This window comes from Thioclava electrotropha, from assembly GCF_002085925.2.
Lineage (GTDB): Bacteria > Pseudomonadota > Alphaproteobacteria > Rhodobacterales > Rhodobacteraceae > Thioclava > Thioclava electrotropha.
The window spans coordinates 3,338,717-3,362,527 of sequence record NZ_CP053562.1 but is presented as its reverse complement, the minus strand read 5'-3'; the positions used below and the strand labels follow the sequence as shown (position 1 = coordinate 3,362,527).

The 23,811-nt window shown below is 64.1% G+C and carries 20 protein-coding genes; 14 read left to right on the top strand and 6 right to left on the bottom strand.

Annotated features, from left to right (window positions below; genetic code table 11):
• Window positions 1-9: 9 nt before the first annotated feature.
• The 5 genes from AKL02_RS15885 to AKL02_RS15865 form a co-directional block, all read right to left on the bottom strand.
• Entirely contained in the window at window positions 10-291 is a 282-nt protein-coding gene (locus tag AKL02_RS15885; RefSeq protein WP_083075853.1) for a hypothetical protein, read from the bottom strand.
• Window positions 292-365: 74 nt separating this feature from the next.
• The gene (locus AKL02_RS15880) at window positions 366-2,807 is read right to left on the bottom strand and encodes a GNVR domain-containing protein (protein ID WP_165756933.1); all 2,442 of its coding nucleotides are present in this window, start codon (window positions 2,805-2,807) and stop codon (window positions 366-368) included.
• Window positions 2,804-3,784, bottom strand: coding sequence for a glycosyltransferase family 2 protein (locus tag AKL02_RS15875; protein ID WP_083075859.1), 981 nt, complete (start codon window positions 3,782-3,784; stop codon window positions 2,804-2,806). The genes AKL02_RS15880 and AKL02_RS15875 overlap by 4 nt, the downstream gene beginning before the upstream one ends.
• Entirely contained in the window at window positions 3,781-4,770 is a 990-nt protein-coding gene (locus AKL02_RS15870; protein WP_232621642.1) for a glycosyltransferase family 2 protein, read from the bottom strand. Before AKL02_RS15870 ends, AKL02_RS15875 begins: the two co-directional genes overlap by 4 nt.
• Window positions 4,767-5,762: a glycosyl transferase gene (locus AKL02_RS15865; protein ID WP_133051924.1), complete on the bottom strand. Its 996-nt coding sequence runs from the start codon at window positions 5,760-5,762 to the stop codon at window positions 4,767-4,769. Before AKL02_RS15865 ends, AKL02_RS15870 begins: the two co-directional genes overlap by 4 nt.
• Window positions 5,763-6,697: 935 nt before the next feature.
• Between AKL02_RS15865 and AKL02_RS15860 the strand changes: the two genes are divergently transcribed.
• From AKL02_RS15860 to cysK, 3 genes are all read left to right on the top strand, one after another.
• Entirely contained in the window at window positions 6,698-7,648 is a 951-nt protein-coding gene (locus AKL02_RS15860) for a glycosyltransferase (protein WP_133051925.1), read from the top strand.
• 67 nt (window positions 7,649-7,715) lie between these two features.
• The gene (locus tag AKL02_RS15855) at window positions 7,716-8,675 is read left to right on the top strand and encodes a glycosyltransferase (RefSeq protein ID WP_083075865.1); all 960 of its coding nucleotides are present in this window, start codon (window positions 7,716-7,718) and stop codon (window positions 8,673-8,675) included.
• A gap of 591 nt (window positions 8,676-9,266) precedes the next feature.
• The gene (gene cysK, locus AKL02_RS15850; RefSeq protein WP_083075867.1) at window positions 9,267-10,232 is read left to right on the top strand and encodes a cysteine synthase A; all 966 of its coding nucleotides are present in this window, start codon (window positions 9,267-9,269) and stop codon (window positions 10,230-10,232) included.
• Here cysK and AKL02_RS15845 read toward each other — a convergent pair.
• Window positions 10,187-11,605, bottom strand: a complete 1,419-nt coding sequence (locus tag AKL02_RS15845) for a serine hydrolase domain-containing protein (RefSeq protein WP_083075882.1) — start codon at window positions 11,603-11,605, stop codon at window positions 10,187-10,189. The genes cysK and AKL02_RS15845 overlap by 46 nt on opposite strands.
• A gap of 257 nt (window positions 11,606-11,862) precedes the next feature.
• Between AKL02_RS15845 and AKL02_RS15840 the strand changes: the two genes are divergently transcribed.
• The 11 genes from AKL02_RS15840 (at window position 11,863) to AKL02_RS15790 (ending at window position 23,811) form a co-directional block, all read left to right on the top strand.
• Complete coding sequence (locus AKL02_RS15840; RefSeq protein ID WP_083075885.1) at window positions 11,863-13,254, top strand: sensor histidine kinase; 1,392 nt, start codon at window positions 11,863-11,865, stop codon at window positions 13,252-13,254.
• Window positions 13,251-14,249: an NADH-quinone oxidoreductase subunit B family protein gene (locus AKL02_RS15835; protein ID WP_083075888.1), complete on the top strand. Its 999-nt coding sequence runs from the start codon at window positions 13,251-13,253 to the stop codon at window positions 14,247-14,249. The genes AKL02_RS15840 and AKL02_RS15835 overlap by 4 nt, the downstream gene beginning before the upstream one ends.
• Window positions 14,246-15,673 (top strand): nickel-dependent hydrogenase large subunit, encoded by a 1,428-nt coding sequence (locus tag AKL02_RS15830; protein ID WP_083075890.1) that lies wholly within the window; start codon window positions 14,246-14,248, stop codon window positions 15,671-15,673. Before AKL02_RS15835 ends, AKL02_RS15830 begins: the two co-directional genes overlap by 4 nt.
• A gap of 101 nt (window positions 15,674-15,774) precedes the next feature.
• Window positions 15,775-18,027: a carbamoyltransferase HypF gene (hypF, locus tag AKL02_RS15825; protein WP_083075893.1), complete on the top strand. Its 2,253-nt coding sequence runs from the start codon at window positions 15,775-15,777 to the stop codon at window positions 18,025-18,027.
• Window positions 18,028-18,252: 225 nt separating this feature from the next.
• The gene (locus AKL02_RS15820; RefSeq protein WP_078542014.1) at window positions 18,253-19,329 is read left to right on the top strand and encodes a hydrogenase small subunit; all 1,077 of its coding nucleotides are present in this window, start codon (window positions 18,253-18,255) and stop codon (window positions 19,327-19,329) included.
• A gap of 3 nt (window positions 19,330-19,332) precedes the next feature.
• Window positions 19,333-21,129, top strand: a complete 1,797-nt coding sequence (locus AKL02_RS15815) for a nickel-dependent hydrogenase large subunit (protein ID WP_038145393.1) — start codon at window positions 19,333-19,335, stop codon at window positions 21,127-21,129.
• A 14-nt stretch (window positions 21,130-21,143) separates the two neighbouring features.
• Complete coding sequence (locus AKL02_RS15810) at window positions 21,144-21,329, top strand: hypothetical protein (RefSeq protein WP_083075895.1); 186 nt, start codon at window positions 21,144-21,146, stop codon at window positions 21,327-21,329.
• 5 nt (window positions 21,330-21,334) lie between these two features.
• The gene (cybH, locus tag AKL02_RS15805; RefSeq protein ID WP_038145390.1) at window positions 21,335-22,111 is read left to right on the top strand and encodes a Ni/Fe-hydrogenase, b-type cytochrome subunit; all 777 of its coding nucleotides are present in this window, start codon (window positions 21,335-21,337) and stop codon (window positions 22,109-22,111) included.
• 320 nt (window positions 22,112-22,431) lie between these two features.
• Window positions 22,432-23,064, top strand: coding sequence for a hydrogenase maturation protease HybD family protein (locus tag AKL02_RS15800; RefSeq protein ID WP_038145388.1), 633 nt, complete (start codon window positions 22,432-22,434; stop codon window positions 23,062-23,064).
• The gene (locus AKL02_RS15795) at window positions 23,064-23,384 is read left to right on the top strand and encodes a HypC/HybG/HupF family hydrogenase formation chaperone (protein ID WP_038145386.1); all 321 of its coding nucleotides are present in this window, start codon (window positions 23,064-23,066) and stop codon (window positions 23,382-23,384) included. Before AKL02_RS15800 ends, AKL02_RS15795 begins: the two co-directional genes overlap by 1 nt.
• A 10-nt stretch (window positions 23,385-23,394) precedes the next feature.
• Entirely contained in the window at window positions 23,395-23,811 is a 417-nt protein-coding gene (locus AKL02_RS15790; protein WP_083075898.1) for a thioredoxin domain-containing protein, read from the top strand.

Here is a 23,811-nt window from a genome sequence, read left to right as displayed (position 1 = left end):
CTCTGAAGCTCAGCGATTTTCCTGATTGAGGTAGGCGCCGCGCGAAACATGCGACGTCGTATTGTCGTCCGAAGCCTCGCGACCGGCTTGCGCGGGCCCCTGATTCTTTCTCCGGACCGTTTCCTCGCGGGTCATGATGGCGACGAGGCCGACGTACAGGATCTGACCGAGAAAAAAGATCGCGATGCACAAAATCGCGACCATTCCCAAAGACATGCCATTCCAGAACCCGACCGCGCCAGCGATGATCGTGACAAGAGTCAGGACGACGAGAAATGGCATCAAGCGCATGGCTTGGCACTCCGAAACTTGGGCTGGGCTCCAGCGGTTACCTTCTCGATAATAACCGGTCAAGCATTTGAAATTCAATTGTTGCGTGTGTTGGTATTTGTGCCGCGCATCTCGGGCTTGTCCCAGCCTTTTCCCGGATCCCCGAAATATCCGTTGTAATCTTCGAAATAGGCCTCGGTGCTGGAGACGTCGACGAAGTCACGCAGGTCATCCATATCCACGCGATTCAGCACCGTTCCCAAGAGGCGCTCGCGCAACGCTGCATTGGCCGACAGGATGCGGTTCAGCATCAACTTCGGCGTCTTGCCCCAGCTTGCCACGAGGAGCACGGTATCGAGGTTCGGGATCATGGCACGCGCATCGACGATCGCGCCGAGCGGGGCGAGATCGATGATCACGAAATCGAATTCGCTGCGCACCTCGGCGATCAACTCGCGCATGCCGCGTGAGGACAACAGCTCGGCGCTGTGGGTGAAGCCGTTCGGCGGAATGCAGGGCAGGATATGCACGCCGGTGCCTTCCACTTCACGCACCAGGTTGCGCCAAGGCGCGCGGCCGGCGAGCACTTCGACAAGCCCGTCGCCATGGCGGAAGCCGAGGCGCTGGCTAAGCCCGGGGCGCCGGATGTCGCTATCGATCAAGAGCACCCGTGCATTGGACATGTTGAGCACGGCAGCCAGATTGAGAGACACCGTCGATTTGCCTTCCTCGGGACGTGCGGAGGTGACCCCCAGAACGATTGCCCCGGTCTCGACCGGCGCGCGGATTTCTGCGGCGAGCCGCACGCTGCGCAAGGTTTCCGCGAAGAAAGATCTGGGATGGCGCACGGCGTAGATGGCGCTTTCACTGGTCGAATGCGACCCGTTTCTCGGTTTCGAGATATTCTCGGCAAGCCCGTCCCGCAGGTTCTGGAACACGGCGGTGCTTGTGATCGATCGGACCGGTTCCGACTGCGCCGACGTTTCGAACTCCGGCAGATAGCCGAGGAACGGTCCACCGGTTTCGTCCTGAACGTCATCCGAGGTGCGCAGGAACCGCTCCCGCCATTCCTGCCAGGCCGTGATAATCATCCCGATGATCAAACCGAGCACGATCGAGATCGCAAGCGCGCGCTTCGTGCTCGGGCCAACCGGGTTGCGCGGCACGTCCGCCTTGGTCAGGATCCGCACGTTCGAGACGGGGAAGGATTTCTGTTGCTCGATCTCCTGAAACTTCGTCAGGAAGGCCTGGTACAGCGTCGAGAGCGTGTCGGCACGTTGCTGCAGCGCGCTGTACTGGACCTCGACGGTGCCGGAGCTCGTGTCGCTGTCGATCGCGAGACCGAGGCTGTTCTTGAGCGCATCGACCTTCGCTTCGGCGCTTGAAAGATCGCTTTTCGCCTGCGCGCTCCCTTGTTTGAGAAGGGTGAACAGGCGTTCCGCAGCGGCCTGAACCTGCCGTTGGACGACCTTATACTGCGGGTGATCTTCGCCGAAATTGGTCTTGATCTGATTGAGCATCGCCAGGGAGTCGGTGAGCGTATCGCGGGCCTGCTGCAGGGCCGGGTCGCTTCCGCCGCCGACCCCGGTGGAGCCGCCATCGACGAGGGCTTGGACCCCACCGGCAATGATCTGGTTGTAGGTATCGACGCGCGCCCGAGCGCGGGCCACATCGCTGACCGCGTTGGCCATCTCGGCATTGAGCTGGACGACGGAATCCTTTGTCATCGAAACGCCGCGCGAGGAGACGAGCCCATGCTCGGCCCGGAAGGTCTCCGCATCGAGCGCGGCTTGTTGCGCCTGATTTTGCAGCTCCGTCAGCCGGTCCTGCATCCAGTTCGTCGTTCGCTCGGTCGCTTCGAAATTCGCGTTGAGGACATCGGCGATGTAGCCCTCGGCGAGCGAATTCACGATCGAGGCGCTCATGGCCGGATCGTAGGACTCGTAGCTGATCGAGATCACGGAGCTTCTGCCGACACGCCCGACATCGATGCGCGCCTGCAGGGCGCGCGCGGCGAGGTCTTGCCGCGCGGCGGTGATCTGTTCGGGCGTCAGAGTGGTTGTGCCGCTCGGTTCGGGTTTCGAGCGCAGCCAGTTGATCGGTGTACGGATCGTATTGATCGCACCGCCGATCAGCCGGGAAAACAGCGAGCTCGGCGGCGACGTGAAGGAGGGATTGTCGAGAAGATCGAGCTCTTTGACGACCGATTGCGAGATCCGGTCGGAGCGGATGATCAGCCGGGCATCTTCAAGGGCGGACTCGCTGAGATTGTTGCTCTCCGAAGCCCCGAGCTGTTCGATCGACCGGCTGATATTCGCATCCAGCAGCAGCAGTGAATTGGCAAGGTAACTGCGCGGCGTGGTCGCCAGATAGATGATCCCGAGGATGCCGAGGATCACGACGGGAACGATGATCGACCACCGCCGACGACGCAGGATACGCGTGAGCTGGCCCAGCGTTACGGTTTCGGGCGGTTTCGAGATCGGCCGCTCGAGATCGTTGCTCGTATCTGCGAATTTGAATTGCGTCTGTCTCAAGAGGTCGTTCCTCGCGCGTTGCGCCTTGAGGCTGTGTTGTGCGTGGCATCCGTAGATGCTCCGCCATAGATTTCCGTTCGGCTTCCGCCGGCAAGTCGCCAGACGACGCCGATATGCAGGGCCGCGCGCATCAGATTCCGGTTGCGCGCCAAGGGGGCGGTGACGTGGCCCAGAGAAAGTCCGAGACAGGCGAGTGCTTTCGCGCCGGCGCGTCCGAGTTCGATCATTCGTGCTGCGAACGTTTTGCCCTGCGAGACCAGAACGGCATGGGTCTGGCCCATGCGGAAACGCCGCCGCAAAAGCCACGAAAGCCGCGCGCGTTCAGCAGGGACATCCTCTTCCAGCCAGGCCTCCGGGGCGTAGGCTAGCGTCCCGCCGCGGTGCTTGATCTGGTCGAAGAAGATCGTGTCTTCGCCGCCGCTCCGACCGAAATCGGGATCGAACCGCAGGCCAGAGACGGCGGGGTGTTTCAGGTCGAGCAGGACGTTGCAGGTGTAGCCCGCACGCACGCGCCCTTCGCTATCAAGCTCGGCGAGGGTGTCGTGGATATGGCCCGCGCGCATCCACTCGGGGGCCGCGTCATTGTGGTAGGCGCGCACGGGGCCGATCACAGCGGCGCTCTCTTCGGATTTGCGCGCCTCCATCAGAGCAGGGAGCCAGCCGGGCAGGGCGCGTTCGTCATCATCGAGGAAGGCGAGGCAGTCCAAGTCTTGCGCCTCGGCCGCGTCGAGAACCGCATTGCGCGCGATCGAGATGTTATGGGCGGGCGCGTGCAGATAGTGCAGTTCGAAGGGAAGCGGCACCGAACGAACCCGCTCTTCGGAAGAGAGTTCAATATCGTTATCCGCAACGATGACGCAGATATCGAGATCTGGCGGGAGCGTTTCGGCAAGCGAGGCGAGGGTGTCGCGCACGACTTCGCGACGATAAGTACACAGGCCAATGCCGATCTTGTCTTTGCGCTTCGGACTGGTCACTCGGGCACCCCGCGACCGATGGTTGGAATGCTATTGCCCAAAATCTGTGCCCAGAATCCCGCGGACCAGGCCAGATGCATGATACCCGCAATCGGGCCAGCCGTGAGATTGGCGAGGCGCTTCGTCTGAATGGCGATCGCCAGCCCTGCGGTCGCGCAGCCCAGAAGCCAAGCGATCGCGGGCAGGGCGAAGACCGGGTGCAGCGGGGCCAGCACGACCAGAGCGAGCGCCGGTGCCAGAGCCGCGACGATCGCCTGTCGCATCGCCGGGCGTTCGCGATGCAAAGCAAGCGTGCGGGCGCGTCCCTTGCCGAACCGGAAATATTGCGACGCGAGATCGCGCAGGGATTTGCGCGGGAAGTAGCGGACGAAGGTGCGTGCGGTCAGCCAGATCTTGAAGCCCGCGCGGATCAGGCGGTGGTCGAGTTCCGCATCCTCGTTATGGCTGAATGTTGTGTTGTAACCCCCGACCGACCGAAAGGCGTTCAGCCGAAACAGGGCATGATGACCGTGAGTGACCCAACGGCCTTCCCCTGCGCCGCGATGTGCCGACCCACCATTCCCGAAACGAGAATTCTGAGCCCGCGCGATCTGGGTCTGTAGTGGGGACACCCCTTCGGCATGCATACGGACAACGACGCTGTCGGCGCCGGTGTCGATGGCTTCGCTCATCAGCGTTTCGCAGAAATCGCTCGGGTAGGCGCTGTGTGCGTCCACACGGATCAACCATTCCGCGTCGTCGCCGAAACGCTCCACGGCGAGGTTGACGGCTGCGGCCTGCAGCTTGTCGGGATTGTGCAGCAGGACGATTTGCGGCGTTTCCTGTCCCATTTTCTCAACCTCGGCGCAGGTTCCGTCCGTCGATCCGCCGTCGGCTACGATGACGGTCGCGTCCTGGGCGCGCGCGAAGGGCAGCAGCGCCGAGAGGACCGAGGCGATATGGTCGATCTCATTCAGCGTGGGGATGACGATGAGGATGCGGCTCAAGATTGTGCCTCCCGCAGATGCGTGGCGTCGCTGCGAGGCGCGCCAAGCGTGGGAAGATCCGCCAACCAGGACACGAGCGCACGGCATTCTGCGTGACCCGCCTCCCAAGTTGACCTCGGCTTCGTAGCGACCGCTTGCCGAAGCGTCTGGAGATCCGCATTGCTCAGGTCGGTAAGGGCTTGCGCGACCGACGCGCTCGACGGTTCTGCCACCTGAACCCCGATGCCGAGAGTTTCGGTACGTCGTGCGACCTCGGTTCCCGACAGAACCACCGGGACCGCACCATGCAGGCAGCCTTCGTAAAGGCGATTTGGCAGCAGCCAGTCCGAATTCTCTCCGGCCTCGTAGCGGTCGATCAGCCAGGCAAGATCGACCGCGTCGTAAATCTCATCAAGATCATCGGGCGCAGTATAGGGGCCGCCAAATTCGAGATCAGGATTTGCGGCGACGCGCTCATGGAAATCCGGGAGTTGATCGAGCGCCGGACGTCCGCGCAACTTGATCCGGAAATGTCCCGGTGCGTTGCGGGTGAGTTCGTCGAGCGTGTCCAGCGACCAGCGGCAGCGGAGAATTCCATTCCAGCCGATCTGCAACGGCCCCGCCAGAGGACGCGTGCGCGTGCGAAGCCGTGCCGGACCAAGCGCGAGCGGCTTGTTTTCAATCAGGCACAGATGCGGCGCGAGCTTCTCGAACGGCTGAGGGTGGCCGCGCTTGAACCCTTCCGAGGAATACAGAAGGCCCGAGGCGGATTTGAGCGCTGCCGCTTCAATCGTTCGGATTGCCTTGGACGTCGGACCGTTCCCCGACAACAGGCGATGCACGTCGAGCAGTTCGTAGACGAGGCGTACCGCCGGTGCGCGTCGCTTGAGATACGCCCCGAGCGCGAGCATTTCTAGATTGCGAGCGATGATGACATCTGTCTCCTTGAGCGTCGGAAACTGCTTGTCGAGACCGGGGAGGGCCTTGAGCACCGAGAGCGCGCGCTGGGCCATTTTCCCATTCGCTGTGTGCCCGAGAACGAGCGCAGGCTCCGGCAGTGGCCGCGCTGAGCGTTGGAACCCCGCAAGCGTCACCTCGGCGCCGCCTGCGCGCAACATCTGAACGCGTCGCCAGATCGCGGCATCATCGAGGTCATGAACGAGGTAGATCAAACGCATCTTGAAAGCCGTCTTCCCTGCGCTCACGCTGCCGCGCGATCAACGGCGTGGCAGTCACCGATCTGCACATGGTCCGCGTGACCGTCAGTCTGCAGGGGCGGGACATTCGCATCGGGCCCACTTCGAGTCATTCAACTTCCTCCAGATCGCCTGAAACGCGGCGCGGAGCGGACGAAAACCAACTACCGCAAAACCAGGCTTCGATCTGGGCAGTTTCCGGTCAAATGCTAAGGAGGGCAGGTTCACCGAATTACCGCGCGGCATGTGGAAACGTCGCGCGAATATCCAAGGCGCTTAGAAACTGTGCGTAATGTGAACGAATAATCGGCGGTGCTTTCTGCGCTGCAGCGAGGCTGCTTGGCGCTTTGGTAGCGATTCTATTTACGCAATGAGAGTTCTTTCGACGCGCGCTCTGAGAAAACCCGGTTGGTTGCCTATTCAGAAATGGGGTTTGCGGGAATTCGTTAGTGGGTTGTCGATAAAATGCCTGCTGAATAGGCGCTTGGCATCTTTTGCACCTTTCACTGCTGAGTGATTGTGCGTCCATGGCTGCACGAGTGGCGGGAATTGCCTGCGGGCTGGCTCGGAGCGGCGCGTCATGGAAACCCTTGGAGGACATCTGAAGTGCATAGGGCGTCGCGTGCGGGGCATGTGATCCCCGAAAAGCCACTTCGGTTTGCGGCGCGATCGCAGCGCGAAGGGGAAGGTGGACGTTGGCTGGGGCAGCTTTCACGGACAAGGTTATTCCCGTCTTCTATGACGGTTACGAGATGCGCGCCTGGGAAATGCCTCTGGGGCGGCAGCTTTCGCAGCTGCGCGGGGTTGCGCGGCGCAGCTACCGCAAATTGAAGCGAAAGCAGCCCTATACCGGGTTCTTCACGGCGTTCCTGAACCTGACGGAAAGTCTTCGGCGAAACGGGTATGACGTTCGGATCAATGATTTCGCGCTCGCCCGTCGGTCACCGGACAGACCGATCGCCATTGCCGGCCATCAGTCCGTCTGGAGCGATGTCCATCTGCCCAATCCGACCCTGTTCGGGCCCGGCTGGGTTCCCTATCCGGACCGCGCCGAGGCGATGCTGGCCGAGCGGAACTATCAGATCGTGACGCAGCCGTCGGAATGGCCGATCCGGCTTTATACACCGCAGGTCGCCGCGAAAATGGCCCCGATGTTCGTCGGGATCGATACGGACCGCTGGCCGCTTCTCGCTGAGAACCGAAAGCAGATCGACTGTGTCATCTACAACAAGATCCGCTGGAACCACGCCGCGCGCGAGGCGGATACGATGCAGCCGCTGCGAGCCATGCTCGAACGTCGCGGCCTGAGTTCAGTCGAGCTAAAATATGGCGAGCACGAGTTGGCAGAGTATCGCAGCGCCTTGGCCAAGGGGCGGGCGTTGATCTTCGTGACCGAGCACGAAACCCAAGGCCTTGCTTATCAGGAGGCGATGTCTTCCGGCGTTCCGGTTTTCGCGTGGGATGAGGGCGAACTCGTCGATCCGCTCGGCGCCAAATTTGTCCCCGAAGGCCTCGAAGTCTCGGCCGTTCCTTATTTTGACGATCGATGCGGGCTGCGGTGGACGCGTGCGAACATGGAGGACCGGTTCGAGGACTTCTGGGCGCGGCTGCCGGAATATCAGCCGCGCGAATACATCCTCGACGAGCTTTCCCTCGAGCGTGGCGCGCGACGCTTTCTGGACCTGTTTGAGAGGATCGCGTGATGCCGAACTGTAAACGATCGGCGTGCCGCGGTCGGTCAAACCTCTTTTCGACGAGGAGGGTGTTCCAATGCCGTTAGCGCTCGTGCGTATGCCGACCTATCGGCGCCCCGACCTGTTGCGGCGTGCCATAGGCACGCTTCAGGCGCAGACCTTCGAGGACTGGGTCTGTGAGGTGCGCGACGACTGCCCCGATGCGAGCGGCCGCGCGATGGTCGAAGAGATTGGCGATCCGCGGGTTCACTATGTGCAGAACCGCCCGCAGAAATTCATGACGCGCAATCTCGATGACTGCTTTCTCAAGGAGAACCCCTACAAGGCCGATTACTTCTGCATGTTGGAAGACGATAACCAGGTCTTCCCGGACTACCTTGCGCGCGGGCACGAGATTTGCACCCAGCAGGGGGTGAACCTCTGCATGCTGAGCCAGGTCATCGAGCACGAAAGCCGGACGCCAAACGCCTATCTCGGCGACAAGGGCATCTTCGATGATGTCTATGACGAGCGCACTTACACGCCCGAAGAGGTCCATCTGGCGATCTTCGGATCGATCGGCGTGTCGAATGGTGCGCTGTTCTGGTCGCGAAATATGAAGGGCAGTCTGGCGGTGAAGGTCGATACGATCCCGACGCTGGAGGAATATCTGCGCACGGCTCTGATCTCCGAACCTGTCTATGTCTGTCGCGAACGGCTGGCCGCGTGGGCAGAGAACGAGACATCGACCACTCGCAATCTGGGCCTCGACAAAGGGTGGCTGCGTCGCGAGCTTGATCTCAAGGCGTCAATCACGCGGCTTCAACGGGCGATCTGGGGCCGAACCTCGCCAGAGGCGAAGGACGCATTTCTGGCTGGCGAGGTTCTGCGGATACCGCGTTCGGCACGGATCGAGGCGCTCCAGAAGGCGGGGATTGCGGCGAATGGCGTGCCGGGAAATTTCCAGCCGAAGGCGATCCTGAAGCGGAATGCCGTGCGCTTTGTCGGCCGCGCTCATTCCTCTGTAGATGCCACTTTGCCGAGAGTAAGTAACTGAATTTAACACGCATTAAGTGTGTGAAAACAGAACGTTCCGCCGCGAATAGCTGACGGTCAGGCGATTCCCTCGTGTCTTGCGCAGGGGTTTTCGGCCAGCCGCCGCCGATCGCAATTTCGATAAATTCAGGAATCCAGCCCGTAAATGCGCGTTTTTTAAGCATTTTCGGGTGACTTTTAAATGCGCGCGCAACCGCGGATTGAATCGCCGCAAAAACCGCTAGCGGTTCATCAGAGCTGTGTAACCCTTTCTATATTCAATCAAACGTGGGGGTATATGTGGTGATTGAAAATTCTCGAAGCAAAAATGACGCCATCCGGTATGAGCGGCCCAAATTGAAACATTTGGGGTCTCTCGAAGATCTGACGCATGGCGGCCGCGGTCGCGGACACAAGGATGACGATTATGACGGACACGGCTCGTACTGTCCGCCGGATTTAGCCTTCTCGTAACGGCGTTCGGAAAGCTCCGGGTGCTGCCAGTTGCCCGGTAAAGAAGTGGAAGCCTCGCAGCGATGCGAGGCTTTCGTCTTTCCCTTCCGCGCGTGTTGCTCTTTGATGGCGCGGCAAACGACAGGAAGGGAGCGCGCGCATGGCACGGATCTACGAAGACAATTCTCTCAGCATCGGAAACACGCCGCTGGTGCGGCTCAACCGCATGACCGAGGGGGCGGGCGCGACCGTTCTGGCCAAGATCGAGGGGCGCAACCCGGCGTGGTCGGTGAAATGCCGTGTCGGTGCGAACATGATCTGGGATGCCGAGGAACGCGGCGTGCTCGGTCCCGGCAAGGAGATCGTCGAGCCGACCTCGGGCAACACGGGGATCGCGCTGGCCTTCGTCGCCGCGTCTCGCGGCATCCCGATCACGCTGACCATGCCCGACACGATGAGCATCGAACGGCGCAAGCTGCTTCTGGCTTATGGCGCGAAGCTCGTGCTGACCGAAGGCGCGCAGGGCATGAAGGGGGCGATTGCCAAGGCCGAGGAGATCGCGGCCTCCGATCCCGATCGCTACGTGCTGCTGCAGCAGTTCAACAACCCGGCGAACCCCGAGATTCACGAGAAGACCACGGGTCCGGAAATCTTCGAGGATACCGATGGCGTGGTCGATATCTTCGTCGCGGGCGTCGGCACGGGCGGCACGATCACTGGCGTTTCGCGCTATCTGAAAAAGGAAAAGGGTCTGCCGGTGATCTCGGTCGCGGTGGAGCCCGAGGCCAGCCCCGTTCTCACGCAGGCCCGCGCGGGCGAGGCGCTGCAGCCCGGCCCGCACAAGATCCAGGGCATCGGGGCGGGCTTCGTGCCGAAAGTGCTCGACATGGATCTCGTGGACCGGATCGAGCAGGTCAGCAATGACGAGGCGATCGAGACGGCCCGGCGGCTGGCGCGCGAAGAGGGCATCTTGGCCGGGATCTCCTGCGGCGCGGCTGCGGCTGCGGCCTTGCGCCTCGCGCGCGAACCGGAGAACGCGGGCAAGACCATCGTCGTCGTGCTGCCGGATTCGGGCGAGCGTTACCTGTCTTCGGCGCTGTTCGAAGGGATGTTCGACGAAGCGTGAGCCGTGGCCTTCGCCGCGTCCAGCAGTGCCGCCACCAGCTTCTGCGGGCGGTAGTTCAGGTCCGACGGCGTCAGTCCCATCCGCACCACGACCATATCGGCCGAGGGGATCACGGTGACGGTCTGCCCGTCATGCCCCTCGAGCCAATAGGTGTCGGCGGGCAGCCCGAACCGCGCATCATCGCCCGCTTTCTGCTGATCGCTCGGGCCAGCCAGCCATGTCATGCCCTGCCCATAGACTCCGTCGGTCGGGGCGGGTGCATGCATCCGCTGCACAAATTCGGCGGGCAGCAATTGCCGACCATCCCATTTGCCATCCTGTAGCAGGAACTGGCCGAAACGCGCCCAGTCCCGCGCGGTGGCGTAGAGGTAGGAGCTGCCCACGAAGGTCCCGGAGGCGTCGGTCTCGAGCGTGGCCGAGCTCATCCCGAGCGGATCGAACAGCTTGCGGCGCGGCCAGGCGAGCGCGGTGGAGGTGTCGCCCACCGCATTTTGCCAGATGCGTGACAGCAGCACGGCGGTGCCGCTGGAATAGCTGAAATGGGTGCCGGGCGGGTGATCGAGCGGCTGCGAGGCTGCGAATTGCGCCATGTCCGGCTCGAGATAGAGCATCCGCGTCACGTCAGAGACGTCGCCGTAATCCTCGTTGAAGCGCAGCCCGCTCGACATCGACATCAGCTGCGCGACGGTGATCTTCGCACGGTCGTCGCCCTGCCATTCGGGCAGCAGGTCGCTTTGGTCCATCCGCAGCTTGCCCGCCTCGATCGCGGTGCCGACAAGGGCCGCAGTGACGGTCTTCGTCATCGACCAGCCCAGAAGCGGCGTCGCGGCATCGAAGCCATCGCCGTAGCGTTCGGCGACCAGCTTGCCATCCTTGATCACCACCACCGCGCGCATCCCCGGCCCGGTCAGTGCATCGTCGCGCAAAACCGCATCGAAGCGGCCTTGCCCGGTCAGGTCGGTTTTCGACCCGGTGGGCCAGAGGGCGGCGCTTTTGCTGGGCCCCGGCGCGGGCGGGGCGCTTTGATCGCCGGCGTCGGCCAGATTGCCATCGGGGTAGGTCGCGCAGCCGAGGCCCACGCGCTCCTCGGCGGTGGTGGGCGCGATGATCCCGGCGAAGGCGGCCCGGACCCGGCCTGCCCGGCGGTCGGTGCTGACCCAGAAGGCGCGCAGCAATGGGTTGCCCGGCGCCTGCACATCGGTTTCGAGAACTTCGTCGGGGTCACGGCCTTGCAGCGCTTCCGCCGAGCAGGTGATCTTCGCGCTATAGCCAGCGCCCACGCGCAGCAGCTCCGGCGGCACGATCACCGCGTAGAGCACCGCCACCACGACAAGCCCGCCGATCCCGGCAAGCACCGCTTTCCATCCCCGCATCTCGTCCTCCCTCGGGTTCCCGCCGCGCCGGACGCGCCAAGTCACCCGCCTGTTTGCGCTCGCGCTGTAGTTTTGGCAAAGCGCGCGCCCTTGCCAAGAGGGCGAGGCGCGGGCTGACGGAAGGTCATCTTGGGGTATGGTGCGTCTTTTGACACGAAATGCGCCCCTCGGTGCGGGGCCCGAGATCATGGACTGAGCGTCCCGAATGGGCTAGCGATAAGGGATGGGCGCCCGTCGCGCCCGGCTTTGAGAGTGTCATGTCGCGCGAGTCCGCACCCGATAGCCAGCACCCCTTGGACCCGACCTTGGCCGGGCTGTTGCGCCACGCGCCGGGCGCGGATGAGGGGGAGGGCGAAGACGTCTGGTTCGATGTGCTCTCGGCGGTCGACCGGACCTATGCCGATCTGGTGGACTATCAGGAGCGGCTGGAGCAGCAGAACCACGAACTGGAAGATCTGCGCTCTTTCCTCGGGTCGATCCTCGCCTCGGTTTCGGATGCGCTGATCGTGATTTCGCGCTCGGGCGAGGTGCTGGAAACTTCGGCCTCGGTCGCGAGCCTGACGGGCGAGCCGCCCGGCGCGTGGCACGGTCGCAAGCTCGCGGGCATGTTCGACGCGCGCTCGGTGGAGGCCTTGGATCGCGGGTTGGCGGAAGCTGCGAATACCCGCAAACCGGTGACGATCGAAGCGGCGCTGAGCGGGCCGGAAGGCCCCGCGCCGCTCGAGCTGTCGATCAGTCCGCGCATGGACGAACGCTCTCGCATCGCGGGCTATGTGCTGACCGGCCGACCCTTGGGCGAATTGCGCCAAGCCTATTCCGAGCTGGAGCGCAGCCACGAAGAACTGAAATCGACGCAGGCGCAGCTGGTGCGCAACGAGAAGCTGGCCTCGCTGGGCCGTCTGCTTGCTGGCGTCGCGCATGAGCTGAACAACCCGATTTCCTTCGTCTACGCGAACACCCATGCGTTGGAGCGCTATGCGGGCAAGTTCGAGGCCTATTTCGAGAAAGTGCAGGCCGGAGCGGATCGCGAGGCGCTGATCGCCCTGCGAGAGGAGCTGAAGCTCGACCGCGAAATCCGCAACCTGCGTTCGGCCATCGAGGGCGCGCGCGACGGGGCCGAACGGGTGCGCGACATCGTCGAGGATCTGCGGAGGCTGAGTGCCGAAGGCTCTGGCGAGATGGTCGTCTTCGATCTGGTCGAGACCGCGCGGGTGGCGGCGAACTGGGTGCAGCGCGGCTCCAAGGCCGGGGTCGAGATCGCCTTCACCGGCGCGGAGACGCTGCAGGTGCGCGGTCGGCAGGGGCATATCCAGCAGGTCGTGATGAATCTCGTGCAAAATGCGATCGACGCGCTCTCGGGGCTGGAAGAGGGCACCGGCCGGATCGAGGTCGACGCGCGCGTGATGGAGGGGCGCGGGGTGCTGTCGGTTGGCGACAATGGCCCCGGCGTGACCGAGGAGCTGACGCAGGCGATCTTCGATCCGTTCTTCACCACCAAGGCGGTGGGGGCGGGCACGGGGCTGGGCCTCGCGATCAGCCATAAGATCATCGAGGAACATGGTGGGCGTCTGCGGCTCTGCCCGAAAGGGTCGGCGCTGGGCGGGGCCTGTTTCTCCTTCGATCTGGAACTGGGCGAGGGAGCGGAATGAAGGTTCTCTGGCTGCAAGCGGCAGGCTGCGGCGGCTGCACCATGTCGCTCCTTTGTGCGGAATCCCCGAATGTCTTCGACACGCTGGGCGGGGCGGGGATCGAGTTCCTCTGGCACCCGACCGTCAGCCTCGAGACCGGGGCGGAGGTGCGCGCGATTTTCGAGGCGGTCGAGAGCGGCGAGATCGCGCTGGACGTGCTGGCCGTCGAGGGCTCCATCGCCCGCGGGCCGCGTGGGACGGGCAAGTTCCAGATGGTGTCCGGCACCGGGCGCTCGATGCTCGACTGGGTGGAGAGCCTCGCGCCGAAAGCCCGCCATGTGGTCGCGGTAGGCACCTGCGCGACCTATGGCGGCGTGACCTCGGCGGGCGGCAACCCCTCCGATGCAGTAGGCGTACAATATGACGGCGCGCTGCCGGGCGGAGCGCTGCCGGTTGAATTCCGCTCGATCTCGGGGCTACCGGTGATCAACGTGGCAGGCTGCCCGACCCATCCCGACTGGGTGACCGAGACGCTTTTGCTGCTGAATGAAGGCGCGCTCGGGGCGGAAGACCTCGACGCTTTCGGGCGGCCGCTGTTCTACGCCAAGCACCTCGTCCATCACGGTTGCTCGAAAAACGAGTTCTACGAATACAAGGCCTCGGCGGTGGAGCTGTCCGATATCGGTTGCATGATGGAGAACTTGGGCTGCATCGGCACGCAGGCCGTGGGCGATTGTAACATCCGGCCGTGGAACGGCGACGGGTCATGCACCTCGGGCGGATACCCCTGCATCAACTGCACTGCGCCTGAGTTCGAGGAACCGCGCCATTCCTTCACCGAGACGCCGAAGATCGCAGGCATCCCGGTGGGCCTTCCGACCGATATGCCCAAAGCGTGGTTCATGGCGCTCGCCTCGCTGTCGAAAGCGGCGACGCCCGAGCGGATCGCGAAGAACGCGGTCGCCGACCGGGTCGAGGTGACGCCGACGATCCGCAAGCCGAAAGGACGCAGATGACAGAGACGCCGCGCCTCGTTGTGGGCCCGTTCAACCGGGTCGAGGGCGATCTGGAAGTGCATCTCGATCTCGCCGGTGGGGCGGTGGCCGAGGCGCGCGTGAACTCGCCGCTCTATCGCGGGTTCGAGCGGATGCTGGAAGGCAAAGACCCGCGCGATGCGCTGACGATCACGCCGCGGATCTGCGGCATCTGCTCGATCAGCCAGTCCGCGGCGGCGGCGCGCGCGCTGGGCGCGGCCATGGGGCTGGAGCCCACGCCGCAGGGCGCGGGTATGGCGGCGCTGATCCATGCGGTCGAGAATGTCTCGGACCACCTGTTCCATTTCAACCTGTTCTTCATGCCCGATTTCATCCGCCCCGTGTATGCAGGAAAACCGTGGTTTGACCGGGCGGTGTCGCGCTTCACCCCCGCCGAGGGCGGCGCGCAGCGCGCGGCGGTCGCGGCACGCGCCGAGCTGATGCATATCCTCGGGCTGATGGCGGGCAAATGGCCCCATACGCTCGCAATCCAGCCGGGCGGCGTGACCCGCGCGCCGGGATCGCGCGACAAGGTGCGCATCGAGACGACGTTGCGCGCTTTCCGGCGGTATCTGGAGGAGGTGGTTTTCGGCGGGTCGCTGGAAGCCTTCTGTGCGATCGAAACCGTCGATCAGCTGATGGCGTGGGAGGCGGGCGATGCGGGGCTGTTCCTGCGCATCGCGGCCGATCTGGATCTGGACCGGCTCGGTCGCGGCTCGGGCCGGTATATGAGCTTCGGAGCCTATCCGCTGGCCGAAGGCTATGGCTTTGGGCGTGGGCTGTGGGACGGGTCCTTGGGCGCGGTCGATTTCGGCGCGATCACGGAAGACCTGAGCCATGCGTGGATGCTGGGGGCGCAGGCCCATCCCTGGCAGGGCGAGACACGGCCCGATGAGGCGATGCGCGACGCCGCCTATAGCTGGTGCAAGGCGCCGCGGCTGAACGGTCAGACGGTGGAGACCGGCGCGCTCGCGCGGCAGGTCGTGGACGGGCATCCGCTGGCGCGTGCGCTGGCGGGCGGCGGCGTTCTGGCGCGGGTTGCAGGGCGGCTCTTGGAACTGGCGCGGACGCAAGCCTTCATGGAGGGGCTTGCGAAAGGCATCGACCCGGGGGCTGCGTTCATGGTGCAAGGCGATCTGCCCGAGGCAGGGCAGGGTGCGGGGCTGGTCGAGGCCGCGCGCGGCGCGCTGGGGCATTGGCTACGGATCGAGGACGGGCGCATCGCCTCCTATCAGATCATCGCGCCGACGACGTGGAATTTCAGCCCGCGCGACGCGGAGGGTGTGCCGGGACCGCTGGAGGCTGCGCTGGTCGGCGCGCCGGTCGGCGAGGGCGAGACCACGCCGGTCTCGGTGCAGCATATCGTGCGCAGTTTCGATCCCTGCATGGTCTGCACGGTGCATTGAGTAAGTTGGGGCTCTGTCCCTGCCGTTGCCGGAGGGCGAGAAACGTCGACGAAAATGGGGGCTCTGCCCCAAACCCCCGGGATATTTGAGCCAAGAGGAAGATGCAGGGTTTCGAGATCAGGGTGCGCGGGCAGGTGCAGGGGGTGGGGTTCCGTCCCTTCATCTGGCGGCTTGCGCAGGAGCGCGGGCTTTCGGGCCATGTGCTCAACGATCCCGAGGGCGTGCTGATCCGGGTGGCGGGGGCTTTGGACGGTTTGGCCGAGGCGATCTCGGATGAGGCACCGCCGCTTGCGCGGGTCGATGCGGTGGAGGTGTCGGAGTTTGTCTTCGACACCGCGCCTGAGGGGTTCGCGATCGTGGCCTCGCAGGGGGCGGGGGCCGAGACGCGGGTGACGCCGGATGCGGCGACCTGCCCGGACTGTCTTGCGGAAATCCGGGGCGACGGGCGCAGGCGGCACTACGCCTTCACCAACTGCACCCATTGCGGGCCGCGTTTCACGATCCTGCACGCGCTGCCCTATGACCGGGCGCAGACGACGATGGCACCCTTCGAGATGTGTCCGGCCTGTCGCGCGGAATATGAGAACCCGGCGGATCGACGTTTTCACGCGCAGCCGATCGCCTGTCCCGAGTGCGGGCCGCGGGTGTGGCTGGAGGTGGACGGGGAAGAGCGTCCTGCCGAAGAGGTCGGAGCGGTTTTGCAGGGCGCGGGCATCGTCGCGGTGAAGGGCTTGGGCGGGTTTCATCTCGCCTGCGATGCGACGAATGCGGAGGCCGTGGCGCTTTTGCGGGAGCGCAAGCGCAGACCCGCCAAGCCCTTCGCGCTGATGGGCGAGATCGAGACGATCCGCCGCTATGCCCAAGTTTCGGAAGCCGAGGTGGAATTGCTGCGCGATCCTGCGGCGCCGATCGTTTTGTTGCAAAAGGCGGGGGAGGCGTTGCCGGAGGCGGTGGCGCCCGGGCAGGACAGCCTCGGCTGGATGCTGCCCTATACGCCGCTGCATCATCTGCTGCTGCGCGAATGGGGGAAAGGTCCTCTGGTGATGACCTCGGGCAATCTCTCGGGCGAGCCGCAGGTGATCGGAAACGGTGAGGCTCGGGAGAAGCTAGCTGGCTTCGTCGATGCCTTCCTGATGCATGACCGCGACATTGCGCGGCGGCTCGATGACAGCGTCGTGCGGGCCGATCCGCCGATGGTGCTGCGCCGCGCGCGGGGGCAGGTGCCGGGCACCTTGCCGCTGCCCGAAGGGTTCGAGGGCGCGCCGCAGGTCGTGGGCTATTGCGGGCAGATGAAGGCCGCGATCTGCCTGATCAAGAACGGGCAGGCGCTGTTGGGCCATCATCTGGGCGAGCTGGACGAGGCGCTGACATGGGAGGCGTTCGAGCAGGCCGATGCGGATTATGCGGCGCTGTTCGATCATCGCCCCGAAGTCGTGGCGGTCGATCTGCACCCCGATTTCCGGGCCTCGCGCCACGGGGCCGAACGGGCTGCGCGCGACGGGTTGCGGCTGGTCGAGGTGCAGCATCACCACGCGCATCTCGCGGCCTGCATGGCCGAGAACGGTTGGCCGCTGGAGGGCGGCAAGGTCGCGGGGATCGTGCTCGATGGGCTCGGCTTGGGCCCCGATGGCACGGTGTGGGGCGGCGAGTTGTTGCTGGGCGATTATCATGGGTTCGCGCGGCGCGGCTGGCTTGAGCCCGCGCCGCTGATCGGTGGCGACCGGGCGCAGGCAGAGCCGTGGCGCAACGCGCTGGTGCGGCTCGATGCGGCGGGGCTGGAGGGGCTGGCCGATAGCCTGTTCCCCGAGGCCCCGCGCGATCTTGCGCGTCAGGCGGCGGCGAAGGGGATCAACGCGCCGCTGTCGTCGTCGGCGGGGCGGCTCTTCGATGCGGTGGCGGCCTGCCTCGGGATTTGCCCGATGCGGCAGAGTTATGAGGGCGAGGCCGCGATGCGGCTCGAGGCGCTGGCGTCGCGTGCGTTGGCCCACGGGGAGTTAGCGGAGGCCGGGGCCTATGCGTTCTCGGATGCGGGCGACTTGCTCAAGACCGCACCGTTTTTTCAGGCGCTCGCCGCCGATCTGGAGGCCGGGGTCGCGCCTGAGACCATCGCGCTGCGGTTCCATGCGGCGCTGGCGCAGGGCTTTGCCCGCCGGGCGCGGTCGCTGATCGAAAGCGGAGACGCGAAAGCCGTGGCGCTCACCGGTGGCGTGTATCAGAACGCGCTGTTGCATCGGCTCACCTGCGCCGCGCTGGGCGACCTGCCGGTGCTGAGCCATCGCACGCTGCCGGCGAATGACGGCTCGCTGGCGCTGGGGCAGGCGGTGATTGCTGCGGCGCAGTCGGAAAGAGACTGACCGGAATCCCGGAAAGCTGGTCACTGACGTACCAGTGCAGCCCCGCGCCGCACCGGGGTTTTGACTGGCAACATATCGGAAACAAACAGGAATTCGCGCCTGCGACATCCTGTCATTATTTCGTTCTGTTCGCGGACCCGACCTGCCAATCCTGAGACCACACATGCGTATTCCCCTCGGGAGGAGGGAGAATCCGGTCATCGGGATCACAGAGGGAGGGACACTTTGCCTGCGATCGAAACCTTTTACGACGTGATGCGTCGGCAGGGGATTACCCGCCGCAGCTTCATGAAATATTGCTCGCTGACGGCGGCGGCGCTGGGTCTCGGCCCGGCCTATGTGCCCAAGATCGCCCATGCGATGGAAACCAAGCCGCGCACCCCGGTGATCTGGGTGCACGGGCTCGAATGTACCTGTTGTTCGGAAAGCTTCATCCGCTCGGCCCACCCGCTGGCCAAGGATGTCGTGCTCTCGATGATTTCGCTCGACTATGACGACACGCTGATGGCGGCGGCGGGCGCGCAGGCGGAAGCCGCGCTGCAGGACACGATCGACAAGTACAAAGGGAATTACATCCTCGCCGTGGAGGGCAATCCGCCGCTCAACGAAGACGGGATGTACTGCATCGTGGGCGGCAAGCCCTTCGTGGACCAACTCCGCCACGCTGCCGAGCATGCGAAAGCCATTATCTCCTGGGGCGCCTGCGCCTCCTATGGCTGCGTGCAGGCTGCCGCCCCGAACCCGACGCGCGCCACCCCGGTGCACAAGGTCATCACCGACAAGCCGATCATCAAGGTGCCGGGCTGCCCGCCCATCGCCGAGGTGATGACCGGCGTGATCACCTACATGCTGACCTTCGACCGGATGCCCGAGCTGGACCGGCAGGGCCGCCCGCAGATGTTCTATTCGCAGCGTATCCACGACAAGTGCTACCGCCGTCCGCATTTCGACGCTGGTCAGTTCGTCGAGACCTGGGACGACGAGAACGCGCGCAAGGGCTATTGCCTCTACAAGATGGGCTGCAAAGGGCCGACCACCTACAACGCGTGCTCGACCGTGCGCTGGAACGAGGGTGTCAGCTTCCCGATCCAGTCGGGTCACGGCTGTATTGGTTGTTCCGAGGACGGGTTCTGGGATCAGGGCTCCTTCTACGACCGGCTCACCAACATCAAGCAATTCGGGATCGAAGCGAATGCCGATGTGGTCGGCGGCACCACGGCGGCCGTCGTCGGCGGTGCGGTGGCAGTTCACGCTGCCGTCTCCGCGCTCAAACGCGCCCAGAAGAAGAACGAGGAGGCGTAATCCATGTCGGTTCTCAACACGCCGAACGGCTACACGATGGACAATTCGGGCAAGCGGGTCGTTGTCGACCCGGTGACCCGGATCGAAGGTCACATGCGCTGCGAAGTGAATGTGGATGAAAACAACATGATCACCAACGCGGTCTCGACTGGCACGATGTGGCGCGGGCTGGAAGTGATCCTGAAGGGCCGCGATCCGCGCGACGCCTGGGCCTTCACCGAGCGGATCTGCGGCGTCTGCACCGGCACCCATGCGCTGACCTCGGTCCGCGCGGTGGAAGATGCGCTGGGAATCCAGATCCCCGACAATGCGAACTCGATCCGGAACATGATGCAGCTCGCGCTGCAGATCCATGACCACATCGTGCATTTCTATCACCTGCACGCGCTCGATTGGGTCAACCCGGTCAACGCTCTGCGCGCGGACCCGAAGGCGACTTCGGAGCTGCAGCAGAAGGTCAGCCCGAGCCATCCGCTCTCCTCCCCAGGCTATTTCCGGGACGTGCAGAACCGTCTCAAGAAATTCGTCGAAAGCGGACAGCTCGGGCTGTTCAAAAACGGCTATTGGGATAACCCGGCTTATCTGCTTCCGCCGGAAGCGGACCTGATGGCGACGACGCACTATCTGGAGGCGCTCGATCTTCAGAAGGAAATCGTCAAGGTCCACACCATCTTCGGGGGCAAGAACCCGCACCCGAACTGGCTGGTGGGCGGCGTGCCGTGCCCGATCAATATCGACGGCGTCGGCTCGGTCGGTGCGATCAACATGGAGCGGCTGAACCTTGTCTCGTCGATCATCGACAAGTGTCAGGAGTTCAACGAGAACGTCTACATTCCGGACGTGATCGCGATCGGCGGCTTCTACAAGAACTGGCTCTATGGCGGTGGTCTGTCGTCGCAGGCTTGCCTCGCCTATGGCGATATTCCGGAGAACCCGAACGACTTCTCGCCCGAGCAGCTTCACCTTCCGCGTGGCGCGATTATCAACGGTAACCTCAACGAGGTGCATGACGTCGATCCGCGCGACCCCGAGCAGGTGCAGGAATTCGTCGATCACTCCTGGTACACCTACGGCGAGCCCGGCAAGGGCCTGCACCCGTGGGATGGCGTGACCGAGCCGCAATACGAGCTCGGGCCGAACGCCAAAGGCACGCGGACCAATATCATCGAGCTTGACGAGGCTGCGAAATACAGCTGGATCAAGGCCCCGCGCTGGAAGGGGCACGCGATGGAGGTCGGGCCGCTCGCGCGTTACGTCGTGGGCTACGCCAAGGGTCACGAGGATATCAAGAACCAGGTCGACGGTCTGCTGCGCAAGATGGACCTGCCGTTCAATGCGGTCTTCTCGACGCTGGGCCGGACCGCGGCACGGGCGCTGGAATCCGAGTATTGCTCGCGTCTGCAGCGGCATTTCTTCGACAAGATGATGACCAATATCAAGAATGGCGACGAAAGCACCGCCAATGTCGAGAAATGGGATCCGTCGAGCTGGCCGAAAGAGGCCAAGGGCGTCGGCATGACCGAGGCTCCGCGCGGCGCGCTGGGGCATTGGGTCAAGATCAAGGACGGGCGCATCGAGAACTACCAATGCGTCGTGCCCACTACCTGGAACGGTTCGCCCCGTGACACGCAGGGCAATATCGGGGCCTTCGAGGCGTCGCTGATGAACACCAAGGTGGAGCGTCCCGAAGAACCGGTCGAAATCCTGCGCACCCTGCACAGCTTCGATCCGTGCCTTGCCTGTTCGACCCATGTGATGTCGCCCGACGGCGAAGAGCTCACCACCGTCAAGGTGCGCTGAGGGAGGAGGAAATCATGAAGAAACTCGCATTTGCTTTCAGCATGATCGCAGGTCCTGCGCTGGCCCATCCGGGCCACGCGGTGGCCCCCGGCGCGGAAGGGCATACCATCGCCCATGTCGCGATGGCGGCCGGCGCGATCGCCCTGGCCTATGTGGCCGTCGAAATCGCCCGCGCCGTCAAGCGCATCCGCAAGGAGTAAGGGCGATGGAGGACACGATCCACACGCCAAACCCCAAGGCGACAGGGGCCTTCGAGGCCTCCCGCCTGACCGGCGACGCGACCGAGGAGGATCTCGACTCGATCCGCCGCCGGACCTCCGTCTATGTCTACGAGGCGCCCGTGCGCCTCTGGCACTGGCTCAATGCGCTGATGATCACGGTGCTGATCGTGACCGGTTTCCTGATCGGCGCGCCCCTGCCGTCGCTGCAGATCGGCGAAGCGACCGAGCAATTCGTCATGGGCTATATCCGCTTCGGCCATTTCGCGGCGGCGCAGGTCCTGACGGTGATCTTCTTTGGGCGCATCTACTGGGCCTTCGTGGGCAATCACCACGCCCGCCAGCTGTTCTACGTGCCGGTCTGGCGCAAGCGCTGGTGGAAAGAGCTGGGGCACGAGCTGCGCTGGTATGCGTTCCTCGAAAAGACGCCGAAGAAATACGTCGGCCACAACCCGTTGGCACAGCTTGCGATGTTCTTCTTCATGACGCTCGGGATCACCTTCATGCTGATCACCGGCTGGGCGCTCTACGCGGAAGGCGCGGGGCAGGGCTCTTTGCCCGATACGCTGATGGGCTGGGTGCTTGGCCTCGTGCAGAACTCACAGAGGCTGCACACGCTGCACCATCTGGGAATGTGGGCCATCGTGATCTTCATGATCGTGCACATCTACGCGGCGATCCGCGAGGACATCATGAGCCGTCAGTCGATGGTCTCCACGATGATCTCCGGCCACCGGACGTTTAAGGACGATCGTATCGAGTAACGGTTCGTGCGGTGGTAGGGCGAACGGGCGCGGGGCAATCCGCGCCCGTTCTGCATTCTGGCGCGGATTCGAGCTGTTTCCAGCGTTGCGCTGCCGGTGGAAGATTGCATTGCGAAAAATTCGCTTAGGTGGAAATATAGTTTCCACATTGGTGGCTTTGATAGTGGCGTAGTTCCAAAGAAAATTTCGTAAAAACAATGGCTAGACAGATTGTCGCAGTTCCGCGCGATTTCCGTGAAACCCGCCCCTCTGCAAAGCCTATTGTCGATTCGAGGCGAGGATGGCAACGCGCTTGCCGCCTCGGGGAGAGGGAGGAAATCATGTCGGATTTTGCGCCGGACCGGGTGCTCGTTCTGGGTATCGGGAACGTTCTTTGGGCGGATGAGGGCTTCGGCGTGCGCTGCGTCGAGGTGATGGCCGAGACCCGCGCCGTGCCGGACAACGTCAAGCTCCTGGATGGCGGCACGCAGGGCCTGTATCTGCTGCCGTTTCTTGAAGAGGCCGATGCGCTGATCGTCTTCGATGCGATCGATTTCGGGCTGGAGCCGGGTGAGATGCGGGTGCTGCGCGACGACGACGTGCCCGCCTTCATGGGCGCTAAGAAAATGAGCCTGCACCAGACCGGCTTTCAGGACGTGATCGCCACCGCACAGCTGATGAACCGCTGCCCGGCGAAGTTGACGCTGATCGGCTGCCAGCCGGTCGAGCTGGAGGATTATGGCGGAGGCCTGCGCCCCGCGGTCGCCGCTCAGATCGAGCCCGCGATCCGCGAATGCGAAGCCGAACTGGCGCGCTGGGGCATTTCGGTCGCGGCAGGCGTGACGCAGGCCGATGACCTCGCCGATGCCTCGATCCGTCGCGGCGCTTACGAAGGGGGCCGCCCGACCGAGGGCGAGGCCTGCCGGATGGGCGATCACCGCTTCTTCCCCGGCGCCGAGAAGGTCCGCGCCTGATGTGCGTCGGAATCCCGGTTCAACTGGTGGCGGTTGATGGTATCCGCGGCGAGGTTCTCGAAGAGGGGCAGCCCGGCATCATCGACCTGTCGCTGACGCCTGACGCCAAGCCCGGCGACTGGCTTCTGGCCTTTCTCGGGGCTTCTCGCGAGGTGATCACCGAGGACGAGGCGACCAAGATCGCGGCCGCGCTTGGCGGGTTGCGGGCCCTGATGCAGGGCGGCGATCTGGGCGATGCTTTCGCCGATCTCGACGCCCGCGAACCGCAACTGCCGCCCCATCTGCAAGCCGCGCGCGATGCCGGCAAAACGACTGCCTGAGGAGAGACACATGCACGATTTCGCAATGCCCGATACGGCTGCGCCCTCGGGCGCGATGCACCCGCTGGTGACCCGCCTGATCGACGAGATGGGCTATCCGCTTCTGGCGAACATGTCCGATGTGGCCGAGTTCACCGCGCGTCCCGGGGCGCATTGCCTGTTCATTCCGGGCGATGCCAAGCGCAACCTCGAGACCCCCGATGCCGCCGTGGTGTTGCCGGAAATCCGTATGGCCTTCCAGCACGCCTTCGACTGCGCGGTGGTGGGCGATGCGATCGAGACCGAGCTGCGCCAGCAGACCCGCGCGCTGAAAGCCCCCGGTTTCCTGTTCTACCGCGAGGGTGAGTTTCTCGGCGCGATCGAGAAGATCCGCGACTGGGACGATTACGTCGCCCGCACCTCCCATATCCTGACCGCGAAAGGCTGA